At 45.9% G+C, this 14,547-nt stretch carries 14 protein-coding genes and 1 pseudogene; 4 read left to right on the top strand and 11 right to left on the bottom strand.

All coding sequences use genetic code 11. The features are described from left to right. Positions 1-20: 20 nt before the first annotated feature. The 4 genes and pseudogenes from yrfG (at position 21) to ACYX4W_RS02845 (ending at position 4,301) form a co-directional block, all read left to right on the top strand. Positions 21-734, top strand: coding sequence for a GMP/IMP nucleotidase (gene yrfG, locus ACYX4W_RS02860; protein WP_476074621.1), 714 nt, complete (start codon positions 21-23; stop codon positions 732-734). 7 nt (positions 735-741) lie between these two features. Further along, entirely contained in the window at positions 742-1,293 is a 552-nt protein-coding gene (yjjX, locus tag ACYX4W_RS02855; protein WP_474856690.1) for an inosine/xanthosine triphosphatase, read from the top strand. 280 nt (positions 1,294-1,573) lie between these two features. Further along, positions 1,574-2,963: pseudogene (locus tag ACYX4W_RS02850) on the top strand (NAD-dependent succinate-semialdehyde dehydrogenase). A 210-nt stretch (positions 2,964-3,173) separates the two neighbouring features. Further along, on the top strand, positions 3,174-4,301 hold the full coding sequence (locus tag ACYX4W_RS02845; RefSeq protein ID WP_476074620.1) for an MBL fold metallo-hydrolase: 1,128 nt from the start codon (positions 3,174-3,176) through the stop codon (positions 4,299-4,301). A 289-nt stretch (positions 4,302-4,590) separates the two neighbouring features. Here the strand turns inward: ACYX4W_RS02845 and ACYX4W_RS02840 are convergent, their stop codons facing one another. The 11 genes from ACYX4W_RS02840 to gspE form a co-directional block, all read right to left on the bottom strand. Beyond that, positions 4,591-6,024: a YdgA family protein gene (locus tag ACYX4W_RS02840; protein WP_476074619.1), complete on the bottom strand. Its 1,434-nt coding sequence runs from the start codon at positions 6,022-6,024 to the stop codon at positions 4,591-4,593. A gap of 86 nt (positions 6,025-6,110) precedes the next feature. Further along, a complete protein-coding gene (locus ACYX4W_RS02835; RefSeq protein WP_476074618.1) occupies positions 6,111-6,866 on the bottom strand; it encodes a type II secretion system protein N in 756 nt (251 codons plus the stop codon). Continuing rightward, on the bottom strand, positions 6,863-7,342 hold the full coding sequence (gene gspM, locus ACYX4W_RS02830; RefSeq protein WP_476074617.1) for a type II secretion system protein GspM: 480 nt from the start codon (positions 7,340-7,342) through the stop codon (positions 6,863-6,865). The genes ACYX4W_RS02835 and gspM overlap by 4 nt, the downstream gene beginning before the upstream one ends. After that, positions 7,339-8,538 carry a type II secretion system protein GspL gene (gene gspL / locus ACYX4W_RS02825; protein ID WP_476074616.1) on the bottom strand — a complete coding sequence of 400 codons (1,200 nt, stop codon included), beginning with the start codon at positions 8,536-8,538 and terminating at the stop codon, positions 7,339-7,341. Before gspL ends, gspM begins: the two co-directional genes overlap by 4 nt. Then, positions 8,538-9,608: a type II secretion system minor pseudopilin GspK gene (gene gspK, locus ACYX4W_RS02820; protein ID WP_474856684.1), complete on the bottom strand. Its 1,071-nt coding sequence runs from the start codon at positions 9,606-9,608 to the stop codon at positions 8,538-8,540. The genes gspL and gspK overlap by 1 nt, the downstream gene beginning before the upstream one ends. Then, on the bottom strand, positions 9,608-10,234 hold the full coding sequence (gspJ, locus tag ACYX4W_RS02815) for a type II secretion system minor pseudopilin GspJ (RefSeq protein WP_476074615.1): 627 nt from the start codon (positions 10,232-10,234) through the stop codon (positions 9,608-9,610). The genes gspK and gspJ overlap by 1 nt, the downstream gene beginning before the upstream one ends. Before the next feature lies 1 nt (position 10,235). Beyond that, the gene (gene gspI, locus ACYX4W_RS02810) at positions 10,236-10,664 is read right to left on the bottom strand and encodes a type II secretion system minor pseudopilin GspI (protein ID WP_476075436.1); all 429 of its coding nucleotides are present in this window, start codon (positions 10,662-10,664) and stop codon (positions 10,236-10,238) included. A 26-nt stretch (positions 10,665-10,690) separates the two neighbouring features. Next, positions 10,691-11,317, bottom strand: a complete 627-nt coding sequence (gene gspH, locus ACYX4W_RS02805; protein WP_269917930.1) for a type II secretion system minor pseudopilin GspH — start codon at positions 11,315-11,317, stop codon at positions 10,691-10,693. Positions 11,318-11,322: 5 nt separating this feature from the next. Next, positions 11,323-11,760 (bottom strand): type II secretion system major pseudopilin GspG, encoded by a 438-nt coding sequence (gene gspG / locus ACYX4W_RS02800; RefSeq protein ID WP_012520130.1) that lies wholly within the window; start codon positions 11,758-11,760, stop codon positions 11,323-11,325. Then, positions 11,760-12,986: a type II secretion system inner membrane protein GspF gene (gene gspF / locus ACYX4W_RS02795; protein ID WP_476074614.1), complete on the bottom strand. Its 1,227-nt coding sequence runs from the start codon at positions 12,984-12,986 to the stop codon at positions 11,760-11,762. The genes gspG and gspF overlap by 1 nt, the downstream gene beginning before the upstream one ends. Further along, complete coding sequence (gspE, locus tag ACYX4W_RS02790; RefSeq protein WP_474829101.1) at positions 12,987-14,546, bottom strand: type II secretion system ATPase GspE; 1,560 nt, start codon at positions 14,544-14,546, stop codon at positions 12,987-12,989. Between the last annotated feature and the right edge of the window lies 1 nt (position 14,547).

The following is a 14,547-nucleotide window of genomic DNA, read 5'->3' as shown; positions in this document are numbered from 1 at the left end:
TTCATTATAAGGAAAATCGCTTGCCCTTTCTGCCCTGGAATGAAATAGAAACTGTACTGCTAGATATGGACGGTACTTTGTTAGACCTTCATTACGACAACCAGTTTTGGCTGCACCATTTACCAAAACGGTTAGCTCAGATAAAAGGTATTTCTGAGGCCGAGAGTCAAAAGGAAATGAGCGCGCGTTATGAGTCAGTATTTGGGCAAATTCAGTGGTACTGTTTAGACTACTGGGCTGAAACTCTAGCACTGGACCTAGAAAATGAGTTTATGCCGCTGAAACGAGAGTTGGCGCACTTGCTAGCCCTTCGCGACGATACCATTCCCTTCCTTGATGCACTTCATGACTCAGGTAGGCAGGTAGTGTTAGTAACCAATGCGCATCCAAACAGTCTGGCGCTTAAAATAGAGCATACCCAACTTGATGCGCATATCGACAACCTTATTTCTACCCATGAATTTGGCGTTACCAAAGAGTCTCAGCTTTTGTGGGAGCGGCTACAAAAGAGAGTGCAATTTGATAGTAGCCGTACCTTATTTGTCGATGACTCACTGCCTATTTTGAAAGCGGCACAGACGTACGGTATTAAACATTTACTTGCTGTAGATAACCCTGATAGTACCTTGTCAAATCGCAATATTAGCGAATTTCCAGCAGTACGTGATTACCGTTTAATGCTAGAAGATATTAAACGCAGCCCAGTGGGTGATGTTGCAAAAGAACGTTTTTAAAGGACAAATGCAAATGGTATCTGACACAATTTTTGTAGGATCGCTGAATCCGGTAAAAATAAATGCTGCGCTCAATACACTCTCTGACACACTAGAGCACGACTTTGACGCCCAGGGCATGGCTGTGCCAAGCGGCGTGCCCGAACAGCCAATGAACGAGGATGAAACGCGCCTAGGTGCTATTAATCGCGTGAAGGCCATGCTCGCCCACCATCAAGGTGGCCTTACAGACGCATGGTATGTGGCAATTGAAGGTGGTGTGGATGTATTTGAAGATGGCCCTGCAACCTTTGCGTATGTGGCGATTTACCATGAAGGTCACTGGTCGGTAACACGAAGTGCGAGTTTGCCGCTGCCTGTTAGCGTGTATCAAGCGCTACAGCGAGGCGAAGAGCTTGGACCGGTTATGGATAAGCTTTTCGATACGGTAAATATTAAGCAAAAAGGCGGTGCTATAGGGTTACTGACTCTAAATCATGCCTCTAGACAAAGTGTTTATGAAGTTGCGTTGACCCTTGCTATGGCGAAGTTTCATTTTCCAGACTTATATACCGACTAGTCAGGTTAAGTTTCCTTTCACTAAATTAGCCATTACCAAACGCAGCATATCGGCCCTCGAACAAATGTGACCTCTTGAGGGCCGCCCTTCTTTTTCTAAAGAGCTCGCTCTGAAATCTTTACTGCGATAAGTAATCTTTTCTAATTCCAGTTTTATTCTCAGACTCCATCCTTGCTGTGACGTTGCTCTATGTTGCTGAATATGTTGCGAAAAAAAGTTTTTTGCAATTTGGCTTTCTAGTTGCACCTTCAACTTAACAAACGGATTAAGGAGAGTGACAATGAGTGAGACTATTAATACCTACAACCCTGCTACAGGTGAAAAGATCGATCATTATCATTTGATGTCAGACTGAAGAAGCTGAACAGGCGGTAACACGTTCTCAAGAAGCCTATTTGAACTGGCGCCGTACGTCATTTGAAACTCGAGCAGATTTATTTAACAACCTTGCCGATTTAATGGAAGAGCGCATTGACGACCTTGCTAGTCTAATGACCCGAGAAATGGGTAAAGTGACGGCGCAGGGTAAACAAGAAGTGCAGTTGTGTGCTCAAATATGTCGTTATACAGCAGAGCATGGTGCATCATTTTTAGAAGACGAGCACCGCATTTTTGAAGGTGGTCGTGCGATTATTACCTATCAACCTATTGGCGTTATTCTGGGTATACAGCCTTGGAATTTCCCGCTTTATCAGGTTATTCGCTACAGCGTATCAAACATCATGGCAGGTAATACGACAGTGCTTAAACACGCTAAAAACGTGTTTGGTATGGCACAAGCCATCCAGCAGATGTACGAAGATGCTGGTTTCCCGAAAAACGTATATCAGTCGTTGTTAATTGATGGTGGCACGGCAAGCGACCTAATCAAGCATAAATACGTGCGCGGCGTTACCTTCACTGGTAGTGACGAAGTCGGTAAACAAGTTGCGAAAGAGGCCGCGAGTTTATCGAAGAAAACCGTGATGGAGCTTGGTAGTAATGATGCTTTCTTAGTACTTGAAGATGCCGATATCGACCATGCGGTAGAAATGTGTATTCAAGGCCGTGTTATCAATAACGGTGAAACGTGCGTAGCGGCTAAACGCTTCGTTATCGTGGATAGCGTTTATGACGAGTTTAGAGACAAGTTCGTAGCACAGTGTAAGAAGCTTAAAGTGGGTGACCCAACGGATGAAAACACTGATCTTGGGCCTATGGCCAGAGAAGACTTGCGAGATGAACTTCATGAGCAAGTGAAAAAGTCAGTAGAAGCTGGGGCGAAACTCACTCTTGGTGGTGAAATTCCAGACTCTAATGGCTACTTTTACCCAGTAACTGTGCTAGAAGACGTATCATCTGGTATGCCGGCTTATGATGATGAACTGTTTGGCCCTGTTGCGTCGTTAATTCGTGCCCGTGATGATAAACAGGCGATGGAAGTTGCAAACGACTCGCGCTACGGCTTAGGCGGCGGCATCTTTAGTACTGATACGGATAAAGCTGTTGCCCTAGCGAAAGACGAATTTGACACTGGTATGGTAAATATCAACGGGTATTCTCTAGCACAACCGAACCTGCCTTTTGGTGGTGTTAAAGACAGTGGTTATGGACGTGAGCACGGTGGTTACGGTATGCGTGAATTCGTAAATATCAAAACCATTATGGTAGCTGAGAACGCTGCTGAGTGATCATTAGTTAAGTAAAGCCATTAGCTAATTAATATAATGAGTTAAAAAATGGGGTACGTCATACGTGCCCCATTTTTGTATGTCTACGGCCCTACTCTCAACCTTTCTTCGCTATCACAGAGCTTTCATTGAATGATTTTTCACCCATGTTCGGTCTTTTCCTTTGATACAAATGTATAAATTCTTATGAAGCGATATAGGATGATGGCGATGAAGGTCTTACAAAGACAGATAAGCGGAACAGCATTGGGTAATGACATTAAGGATAATAAGAGGTCCATTAAGCGCGCGAAGCAAAGCGGTAAGGCGTGCAAGGGCTCGCTAAGTATACTAGCCGCTACTGCTGTTCTGGCGTTTTCTTCTGGGGCGCAGGTATCGTCAAGTGAGTTATTTCATGCTTCACCGCAATCTGATATTTCACCTCATTCATCGTCTAAACATACGAATCATGTAAAAAGCGAGAGTGAAAACGCCGCCTCTATGGCTTGTGGTAATGTCTCCGTGCAGGTACTAGGGTCGGGCGGGCCTGAGTTGGATGATGGAAGAACCTCTAGCGCGTATTTGGTCTGGGTAAATAACAAAGCTCGCGTGCTAGTAGATGCTGGCAGCGGCAGCAGTGTTCAGTTCGGCGCCGCTGGCGCGTCATTTGAAACCCTTGATGTGATTCTACTTTCCCACTTACACACCGATCATTCAGCGGATTTACCCAGCTTCGTAAAAGGGGGGTATTTCACCAATCGCGAGAAAGACTTATGGGTTATGGGACCAGACGGCAACCAAACTATGCCCTCTACTAACGCCTATGTGTCATCGTTAATTGGCGAGAAAGGCGCGTTTAAATACCTGTCTTCTTACACTATCGAAGGTCAAGACGATTACACAATATCGGCGAAAAGCGTTGCAAACGCCACACTAGAGAAACCCTTTGAATACGCGGTGAATAGTGATATTAAAGTTGAAGCGATGTCGGTAAATCACGGTCCTATACCCACTCTTGCGTGGAAGGTTAAGGCTAACGGGTGTGAAGCGGTATTTTCTGGCGATACTAACGATAAAGAAGGAAATCTAGCGCGCTTTGCTAAAAACGCCGACCTTTTAGTGCTGCACAATGCGATTGACGATAACGCGGGGCGCGTTGCGAAGAATCTGCATATGACACCAACGCAAATCATCAATATTGCCGAGCAGTCTAAAGCAAAGCGCATTGTGCTGTCTCATATTATGAAGCGCAGCGAATCGGGCTTAGATGCGCTTACCGAGGCTATTACAGTTGTAGCCGAAGGGCGTGTCTACGCTGCTCAGGAATTGATGAATATCGAGCTGCTTGACGAAAACTAGCCGCAGTTTCAAGTCAAATACGTAGCTATGGTAGCCTGTAACAAGGGGCTTGGTTTTTATGGGTTTTGGATGTTTAAAGCTGAGTAGAATGGGGTGACTTAAAAAAATGCAGAGCGTTGAGGCTCTGCATTTTTAATTTGGGCATGTTTAATTCAAACTAAGTCAGTCAACGCTCAGCGCAAATAGCGCTTTGTGTTAACCGTACTATTAACCGCGATTTTAACCGTACTTTTCACCGTACTCTTAACCGTACTTTGCTTTTCGGGTATTTAAAATACTGTTCTACTTGTTACTGAGGTGCAAAAGGCAGTGGAATAGGCGTGCCGTTAACGCTGGCTTTGCCATCTTTAAGCTCCAGTTTTGTTTCGTAACCTTTTTCAGTTTCTTTTATCAAGCCTTGCTGAGCAAAGGTGCTTAACATCATTGGTGTTTGCTGCTCTACTGCGGCTTCGAGTTCTTCTGCTGACATGTTTTGCGCTTGTGGTGTTGCCATCAATTGGCCCATCATATAGCCAGACGCTACGCTCTGTGCAAAAGCCTTGTCAGCGACTATTTGTGCATCGGCCATGAGATGAGTTACCCAATAAGCCACATCTTCCATGGTACCCGGCAGCGCTTCAATGCCTACTAGCTTAGTATTCGCATGGGCACTAAACGAGCCTTCAGGTAATGTTGCTTTCAGCGTCGTAATGTTAAGTTCGGGTTCGGCTTTCAGCTGTGGAAGTAAGTTAGCTTCGACAAACTCCATCATTTTAGCGGGTACTTCTTCAGAAGGGATCATTAAAGATGTGTTGCTAAAGTCTTGATAAGCCTCGATGAAGTCTACGTCTAAGTTGTTTAGGGCAACGCCTAACACCATATCAGAGGCTTCAAGCTCCGGCCCCACGACCTTATCAATGGCGTATTCTACGTACACATTGGCGGTGTTGTTATCTTTATCAATGTTAGTGTCTGTAATCAGTGCAATATTCTCTAGCTGCACCGTAGCGCCCGCTTCAAGGCCGGAAACTTCCATGGTTTCGATAAGCGCTTCAATTTTAGTTTCAAACAATTCGCCCTTGAAAGCTTCCATCATGCTGCCGTCATAGGCTACATCCATAGATAAATTAGCCATTTTCATTGAAAACTCATCGGCGTTAATACTTAGCGACTCGCCCGAGGACGTATATAAGGTTTGCCCTCCATCAGGCTTCGCTTCACCCGTATAACCGGAAAACAGCAGGGTAAAGCCTTCTTCCTCATTAGTTGCGCTAAGGGCCGGAATGACATCTTCATAGCTTAGACCGCCAAATAGACCAACCACGCCTTTATTGTGATAAATAGACTGTTGCGCATCCCATTGAACGTATTCTCTTAACTCATCGCCATCAATCGACACTGTATAATGAACGCGCCCTAATCCAACGCCGTCACCAAAGTACACAGGACCATGATGCGCAACCAAAGTAGCGGTAATGTTAGGGTTTTCGTCTAAAGGCATTTCTGCGGCATCGACATTTTGCGCATTGAAAAGCGCTTGAAAGTCTATAGCAAGTTTGATTTCCGCTTTTGTTGAGAACCAGCCTTTGTCGTACGAGAGGACTTCGGCTGAATATACAGCCTGTTCGTTAAATCCGTTTACTGCAGCGTTAACATTATCTTCAACGCTAGAACCGATAAAATAAGGGGCAATACCAAGCGCAACTAAAGTCACGCCAGCGCCAGCTAAAAGAGGTTTGTTCATTGTACAATCCTTTGTTGAGTGTGTTTCCTAGTGGCCCTGGTATAAAAACCAGGGCGTCTTCTTTGATATTGATTGGGTTTAGTACGTTAAAGCTTTATTGGGATATACCCACTGCTATTAGGTGCACCAAATAAGCGAGCTGCTTGGTGTACTTCGTTGGGCAAGCTATCGTCGGGTTTAAATTTACCGCTAACGCGGATATTTTTCATGTTGGTAGGAATAACCGCGTCCATAGATAAGCTCAACAAGTTAGGCTCGCTTACCATAATGCCAATGTCTTTCCCTTCGCAACGAAGTTTCGCTGAATAAGTACCGAAATCAATGGGTCCTTGAGTTCCCGCAACCGTCGCGTTTAACCAGTCTCCTGTACCATCTAGCGACTCACACGCTGGACCAAAGGTTAGATCATTTAACGAGACTTTAAAACGTCCGCCTGCATTTACCGGTAAGGGTAGGCGAACTTGTGCAAGTACTCTATCTACAGGCAGATACAGCGTAAAGTTCTCGGTATTGATCGTATCTTGGCTGAAAAGCCCTGTAGTAACAGGCCCTTCAAACGCGATGTCGTTTTTATCGCGAATATTACCGGCTTTAAGATCTAGCTTAACTTTACCCAATAACATGTGAAGCGGGCTAAGTTGCCATTTCAGGTTATTAACAGGCAAGCCGTTAACCACTAGGGTCTGTGCTTTACCAGAAAATAAGGTGCCACTTACTCCGCTTACCGAGACATTATTCGGCAATGTTACACGACCAATAACCTGCACTGCGGGCATATAAGCAATAGCAAACAATAGGAAGGCAAGAATTCCGCCTATGATCCAACTAACTTTCGACTTCATGCTTTACCTAACTGTAGTCGGCGAATTTTGATATAGCCCGGCGCATCTGCTTCAGCTATATCGGCTTGTAGAATAACTACGCCCATGTTTTCCATGGCTTTAAGCCATTCTAGAACCGCATCAAATGGCGCTTGGTCTACCCACACCTGCAGTTCATCACCTTGAGGCTGCATACGGGAAATAGCAATATCATGTTGGGCAGTGGTTCGATTCACCGCTTGCGGTAACGACCCCGAAAACGCCCTTTTGTTGCCCGAACTACGACGTAACTGCTGAGCGCGTGCACCGCTGTCTTTTACCCAAACTAAAAGCGATTGCTGGTTATCAAGTAATTGCTTTTGTTTGTCTAGCGCAGCATTAAGTGGCGACCAAACTGCAAAATAAAACAGTGCTATCACTACCATCACTGCAGAAATTAGCACTAATCTTTGTTCCCGTTCAGTGAGGGCTTTGTATTTTTCTAAAAGCGCGTTCACAACGTACTCCTTACTGAAACTGTACCCACAACGCCATTGTCACGATTATTAATCGCACCCTGTTCAACCACAAAACCGGCGTTTTCAGCGCTGCGTTTAAACTGTTCCAAGGCTTCAAAGTTTTTACCCTGCGCCTGAATTCGAATTTCCGTGCGGGTAGCATCAAAGCGCAATGTTTGCGGCTTAACGTCGGTGGCTGAAAAAGCCGGTGCAAGCTGATCTAACATAATAAGCATGGAAGCATCCCCACCACCCTGCTCTAACTTGGCAAGCTCGCTTTGTAGCTTTAACCGCACGTTGCGATAGGTACCAATATTTGGGAAACCGGCTTTAACCGAGCTACTTATTTCACTGCTAAGTGCTTGGTTTTGCGACTTTAGCTGATAAAGAGTAACGCCTTTATCTACTAAGCTGGTACACAGTGCAAGTACAGCGAGTACAGCGGCTACACGCCACTGACTTAGCACACCGCTGCGCTTACGTTTAATTTTGTACTCACCTTGGCACAAGTTAAAGCTGCTTTGCATGGCTTCTTTAGCCAATACTTGCATGGGCAACTCAAGTGGGGCCTGCGCTTCTTCAATATTCGGTAAACTGCCTAAATCGATACCAGCGTAGTTCGTAATGGTCACGGGCGCTTCTTGCTGCGCAGTAAAATGCACTAATGTAGGAAGCAACCAAGTTTGTTCACCTTGAACCCCTTTAAACTCGTCTTGGCGAACCAGTAGCTGCTCACCTAAGGTCAGTACCGACCAGCCGTTTTCGGTTACTGGAACAGCGAGTACATCAGGAATAATAGTGTCGCAGAATAACTCTGCTTCGCTTAGCCAAGCTTGCCACTGCTCCATTTTTTCATGGCTAACCACAGCGACAGCTTGGTTGTCACCGCGCTTAGGGCCAATAGCGAAGAACTGCTGGCTAATGTCGGTAGCCAATTCGTCTTCCAGCATAAATGGAATTGCAGAGATAATTTTACGCCCAGCTTTAGGAGGTAGCTCTACCCATTTAAGCAGAATCTCACTGCTAGGAGCTAGAGCGATAACGCTTCGCTGACCAGCGCGCTCGGTAAGCGTAGATAAGTCTTCTGCACTAGGTAGTTCGCCAGAAGCAATGATCTCGTCTTCAGATTTTGAATAAACGAGCCAGCTTATCGGGTCTGTATAGTTGGCGCCTAAACGCACCAATAATTGTTCCATTAATAGGTTCCCCCAAACTCGCGATTCACAATGCTAACGCCACTATCGGCGCTTGCATGAAACACGGTGGAAAGCTTAAAGGTTGCTTTGTTGTATTGTGTTTTTGTATGCAACATAAAATATTCAGTTTTAACCGTAAACCAATCTTGTCGAGAGCTTGTTAAATTAAGCGCTTGAACAGAGGGCTCGCTTAAAAAATCATTGATTTCGTCCCAGCCGTTTTGCGGGCGGCTGCTGAGTAAACTCGTCGCTTGCTGAATATCAAGCCCCGTTAGGCCTGCTAGTAGTGGTGCATCTTCCTCATCTAACGTATTAACGTTTATTTTCAATTCACTGTAATCTGGGATCACGCAAACCAAAGGCATTAAATCGTCTAGCCACGCTGGTGATACGCCGTTAATAATACGCAATTCACTTTTTGATGCCAGTGGTCCGTTGGCTGCAAGATATGGAAACTCTCTTGACTCATACTCGCTGTCTTCTGCACCATAGGGGCGCATGCTGTCATCTTCATCAACCCAGTCTGCTAAGCTGTCGCGCAGTGTATCGGCGGTAAAGTTGTCTAGCCCGTCAACGTTTAGCGATAGCAGCATGGTATGAAAGGCTTCCATAGCTTCGGTGGTATTGCTTGACGCACTATTTGCGTTATTCGAGGCACTACCCGACGCTATTGCGTTAAGATTAAAGCAAGCTTGAAGGTCTTCCAAATTAGCCGTTAAGCCACCGTTTTCTAATGGATAGCTAAATTCTTGTGCCCAAGGTTGGTCAATAGAAATAGTATCTGGGCTTTCCTCTATCAGCGACTGAATTGACTTGCGTGCAAAAGCTTCGGCGCCCATGGCGTACCAATAAGCCTGATTATTATCTTTTAAATTCATGGTGCGCTGCACTTGTAGCTGTAATCGCGTGCCCATTTCTGTAGCTAGCACGGCCACTAGTGCCACAATCATAAGCACAATCATTAACGCCACACCCTTTTGGTTAGCTGGTGGGCTAGACGGTTGGCGCTTACATGTCGCAACCGTAGCGCGCGTATGGTTTTTTAAAAGGCGTCTTCCTGTGCTTGGCATTATGACGATTCACCCGTGGTTAAGGTGAATTCCCTTCGAATTTTGCCAAAGTCTTTACTTACAAATTCTATCGCCACTGCCCGCGGTAGCGCCGCGCCTTTGTAGCTTTCACTCCACGAGATATCCTCGTCATCATCTAACGAACTGCTGTTCGAGGTGGCGAGAAACTCAATTTTTAAACTTTCTACGTCTTCTAGCAGCACTCGTACTTTGGGCTCGTAGCCAATAACATTATCCACGTAATTACTGTAAAGACGCTCAAGCCTGTTCTCTTGAAGTCTATAGGCAACAAACTGTAGGGTACTTCTTGGTAGCATCAGCTGCGGGTTGTGCCATCCGCCCCGCACAAAACCAATGCCATCATCATCGCTGTCGTCGGTTTCTCCACCTGCCATTACTACATCTTGCTTTTCTCCGTTTACACGAGAAGCGCGAGGTACTGCCTGTTGAAGATCACGTTCAATAGTGATCATGGCCCTCTGTAGCAATTGGAGCTTAGCAAAGCGCTCTTCAGAAATATCATTGCTGTCGATAACTGTGGTAAGCAAGCCCGTTGACGCCAGCCCGATAAGGGTAAATATGGCCATGGCAATCAGTATTTCTATAAGCGTAAATCCGCGCTGCATACTAGTTCCCCGCCGTTGGCTTAGCCACAAACGTGGTAACCGATGTCACTGAACTTTCGTAGTTTTCGTCTTCGCCTACCGAAACGGTAACTGCACGCAAGTCGTTATCGTTGGTCTTCGCAACAGTTTGTTGCCAGTACCAAGTGCGGTCAGCCATCTCCATGGTGCCTTTTAAATTATTTTTTGGTGGCCAGGTGGTATCAAGCTGAAGCTGGTTAAGGCGATTGCTTGCTACCCAATTGGCAAAAGTGACAGACTCTATTTGGCCAACGCTAGATAAGTGCTCGCCAGCGGCTTTAAGCACGGCGGTGCCTGTTAGTGCGAAAATAAGCAGTGCCACCATAACTTCAAGTAGGGTTAAACCACGTTGGTTATGGGGGTTGTTACACGACATGCTCTTGCTAGGCGAATTTACCGAGTTTGTTCTCATACAAGGTGCTTTCATAGTGGTCGCGTTCATAATGGACGCTCCAGGGGACCTTCAAGCACTAAAGGCGGTAAGTCTTGGTTTTGTAAGCTGTAATAGACAGGGTCGTCGCCGTCATCGCCCTCATAATTAAACGATAGGGTAAAAGGTGTAATTTCGCCGCTAGACATAATCAGCACTTGAGGCGGAGGCAGCTTTTTCTCTTCTTCGTTACCTATTTCTACGCCTTCGTCAGAAACACTTAGGTTTTCGTCGAACAATTCTCTGTCAAAGAGTCTATCTTCAACGTCCCACGGAAGGTCGTCTAAATTTAAGGTGAAGGTAAAAGGTTCGGGTAACGTGTAGGGCTCGTAGGTTTTTTCCCCTTCAATACGCTGCCACTCATCATCGTCGTCTAGGTAAACGAAGTAGTATTCGTTTTTGTCAGCTTCAAACCGCACGCCCAGCTGTTGTTGATTTAACACCGCGAAGTCGCTGGCCATATCAATGATCACCTGCAGGCGTTGGGCTTGAGTTTTTAACAGGTCTGACTTACTTGCGCCAAAGGCGTTAAACATAACGTAACCCGCCGCCAAACCCATAAGCAGCAGTACTAGCATGACTTCTAATAAGGTAAAGCCTGCTTTATAAGCCGATGTACTGCCGCGGTAGCGCATAAAAGTTAGTTCAGGTATTCGTTAATGTTCCAGTTACCAATGTCATCATCAGTACCCGGTTCGCCGTCTGGACCATTAGAGAAAATATCTACTACACCAAGCTCTCCTGGACTAATTAACGCATATGGATTGCCCCATGGGTCTTCAGGTAGACGTTTAATAAAGCCGCCTTCTGGGTAGTTGCGTGGGATTGGGTCGATAGTCGGGGCTGTCACTAGCGCGTCAAGACCTTGTTCAGTAGTTGGGAAGCGGTTGTTACGTAGCTTGTACATTTCAAGCGCACTTTCCATCTGCTGAATGTCTACCGCGGCCTTTTTAAGCTGCGCTTCCTCTTGGTTACCCAAAATTTGTGGTGCAACCATTGAGGCCATAATACCGATGATTAGAAGTACGACCATGACTTCAATCAAACTGAAACCAGAACTGCGATTAAGTGTTTTCATTAAATATTCACCATGTTGTTCAATGCTAAAATTGGTTGCAATATTGCCATAACGATAAACAGAACAATGCCTGCCATAGATACAATAAGTAAGGGTTCAAATACCTTAAGTGAGACACCAATAAGCGCTTCAAATTCCCTATCTTGATTATCTGCTGCGCGAGCCAGCATTTGCTGTAGCTCGCCAGACTTTTCACCTGATGCAATCATGTGCATCATCATTGGTGGAAACATTTTCGTGTTATCTAGCGCGGCGCGCAAGCTGGAGCCTTCTTTAACGTTGACTGCCGCATCGGCTACTTGATTTTTAATATGCTGGTTTTCCAGTACATCGCCTGAAATCCGCATAGCTTCGAGTAGCGGCACTGCGCTGGCACTCAATATACTTAAGGTACGAGCAAATCGGGCGGTATTTAAGCCTCTAGAAACTTTGCCTATTAAAGGCAGGGTTAAAAGTGCTCTGTGATAGCGCAGCTTCATGTGTTTTTGCTGTAGCACTCGCTGAATAATAACAATAAGTACGCCTATGCCAATTAGCATAAATAAACCGTAGTTCTGAAGCCATGTACTTACGGAAATAAGAAACTGTGTTATGCCCGGCAGGTCTTGCCCCATATGGTCAAACTGGCCAACAATTTTTGGCACTACTACGGTTAACAGCAGTAATACGATACCCATTGCAAAGAACAGCATTAACGATGGGTAAATCATCGCTTGAGTAATTTGGCTGCGGGTTTGCTGCCTGCGCTCTGTGTAATCGGCCAGTCGGTTAAGCACGGTATCAAGGTGACCGGATTTTTCACCAGCTGCAACCATTGCGCGGTATAGTTCGTCAAACACACTAGGAAATTGTGCAAGCGCGTCTGCAAGACCGTGACCTTCTACCACTTTACTGCGTACCGCCATCATCATGTTCTTCTGGCGGGTTTTTTCACACTGTTCGGCGACAGCGAGTAGTGCTTCTTCAACAGGAAGTGCTGATTCTACAAGCGTTGCCATTTGGCGTGTAAGAAGCGCTAGATCCGATGCTGAAATACGTGGCTTAAACAGTGAAAAAGAAAGCCCTTTGCCTTCGCTTTGAGACCGCTCTGCAACTTGCTCTACTTCTAACGGAATTAAACCTTTTTCACGGAGTTGTTGGCGTACCTGACGGGCATTATCGCCTTCAAGCACCCCATTTGTATTTTTACCGCGGGCATTAACCGCTTTATAAGCGAATGCCGCCATTTAGTCTTCCCTCGTTACTCGAAGCACTTCTTCAAGAGAAGTTTCTCCAGCTAGCACCTTGCTGCAGCCGTCTTCACGGATGCTTGGGGTCGAGGTTCTGATATAACGTTCAATGGCTTGTTCGCCCACACCTTCGTGCATCATTTCACGCACTTTTTCATCAACTAATAACAGCTCGTGAATGCCGGTACGGCCACGGTAACCAGTTTGATTACACGCTGCGCAGCCGTGCGGCTTATAGATAGTGGTGTCGCTCGTTGCGCTCTGCCCTAGTACTTCAAGCTCAGAAGCGTCTGGCGTATGGGGCTTTTTACAATCTGAGCACAGGGTACGTACCAGTCGCTGTGACAATACGGCCAATAAGCTCGAAGACAGCAAAAATGGCTCAATTCCCATGTCTTCTAAACGGGTAATGGCGCCTGCTGCAGTATTGGTATGCAGTGTAGACAGTACCAAGTGACCAGTTAAACTGGCTTGAACGGCAATTTGTGCGGTTTCGATGTCGCGGATCTCACCCACCATGACTACATCAGGATCTTGACGCAAAATAGCGCGAAGCCCGCGGGCAAAGGTCATATCCACACGAGGGTTAACCTGTGTTTGTCCGATACCTGGCAGATCAAACTCGATAGGATCTTCAACCGTTAATATGTTTCTGTCTCGCGAGTTTATTTCAGTTAACCCGGCGTACAGCGTGGTACTTTTACCAGAACCTGTTGGGCCTGTAACCAAAATAATGCCGTGAGGCTTTCTGATAAGGGACGAAAAATGGTTTCGGTTTTGAAGCGTCATGCCCAAATCTTCTAGATTCAAACGAGCATTGTTTTTATCGAGTAGACGCAGCACCACACGTTCGCCATGACTTGATGGCATGGTAGAAACACGAACATCAACAGCGCGACCGGCGATGCGAAGCGTAATACGACCATCCTGAGGCACACGTTTTTCGGCGATGTCTAACTTCGCCATAACTTTAATACGCGAAACCAACATGGATGAAAGTTTGCGGTTAGGACGCAAAATTTCCCGCAATACACCGTCTACGCGAAAGCGAACAACAAGCTGATTCTCAAAGGTTTCGATGTGAATATCCGACGCACCTTCTTTTATCGCTTCGCCTAACATAGCGTTGATAAGCTTGATGATAGGCGCATCATCTTCACTGTCTAATAAGTCTTCAGTGTCAGGCAAGTCTTCGGCAAGGGCGAACAAGTCGCTTTCATTGCCAAGGTCTTCCATTAGCTGTTTAGCTGCAGAACTATCGCGCTGAAACGCACTCGTTAATAGGTTTTCAAACTCGTCAGCAGGGATAGTTTTAGGTACAAACGGTTCCCCATAAAACCGCCTAACTTCGGCAAATACGTCAAATGGCGTATTTTCTGTAAAATACAGAACAGCTGGCGTTTCGTTGGTTTCAAGCAGCACCTGGTTGCGCTTTGCAAAACTAAACGATAACTGCTTGGGGCCAGCCTCTTCTTCAGGTAAACCGGCCTCTTCACCCATGGCTTCTAGGGCTTCTTCTTGCGCCTCTAGTGCTTGAGTAAGTTGTTCATCCGCCATA

It is taken from the genome of Alteromonas sp. ABH4_454 (assembly GCF_056311775.1).
Note: the sequence above shows the minus strand (reverse complement) of the source record. Positions and strands in the feature narration are given on the sequence as shown.

Excerpts from the sequence above, each read along its gene's own strand:
- yjjX (WP_474856690.1), top strand. The coding sequence starts at position 742 with ATGCAAATGGTATCTGACACAATTTTTGTAGGATCGCTGAATCCGGTA.
- ACYX4W_RS02845 (WP_476074620.1), top strand. The coding sequence starts at position 3,174 with ATGAAGGTCTTACAAAGACAGATAAGCGGAACAGCATTGGGTAATGAC.
- ACYX4W_RS02840 (WP_476074619.1), bottom strand. The coding sequence starts at position 6,024 with ATGAACAAACCTCTTTTAGCTGGCGCTGGCGTGACTTTAGTTGCGCTT.
- ACYX4W_RS02835 (WP_476074618.1), bottom strand. The coding sequence starts at position 6,866 with ATGAAGTCGAAAGTTAGTTGGATCATAGGCGGAATTCTTGCCTTCCTA.
- gspL (WP_476074616.1), bottom strand. The coding sequence starts at position 8,538 with ATGGAACAATTATTGGTGCGTTTAGGCGCCAACTATACAGACCCGATA.
- gspK (WP_474856684.1), bottom strand. The coding sequence starts at position 9,608 with ATGCCAAGCACAGGAAGACGCCTTTTAAAAAACCATACGCGCGCTACG.
- gspJ (WP_476074615.1), bottom strand. The coding sequence starts at position 10,234 with ATGCAGCGCGGATTTACGCTTATAGAAATACTGATTGCCATGGCCATA.
- gspI (WP_476075436.1), bottom strand. The coding sequence starts at position 10,664 with ATGAGAACAAACTCGGTAAATTCGCCTAGCAAGAGCATGTCGTGTAAC.
- gspH (WP_269917930.1), bottom strand. The coding sequence starts at position 11,317 with ATGCGCTACCGCGGCAGTACATCGGCTTATAAAGCAGGCTTTACCTTA.
- gspG (WP_012520130.1), bottom strand. The coding sequence starts at position 11,760 with ATGAAAACACTTAATCGCAGTTCTGGTTTCAGTTTGATTGAAGTCATG.
- gspF (WP_476074614.1), bottom strand. The coding sequence starts at position 12,986 with ATGGCGGCATTCGCTTATAAAGCGGTTAATGCCCGCGGTAAAAATACA.
- gspE (WP_474829101.1), bottom strand. The coding sequence starts at position 14,546 with ATGGCGGATGAACAACTTACTCAAGCACTAGAGGCGCAAGAAGAAGCC.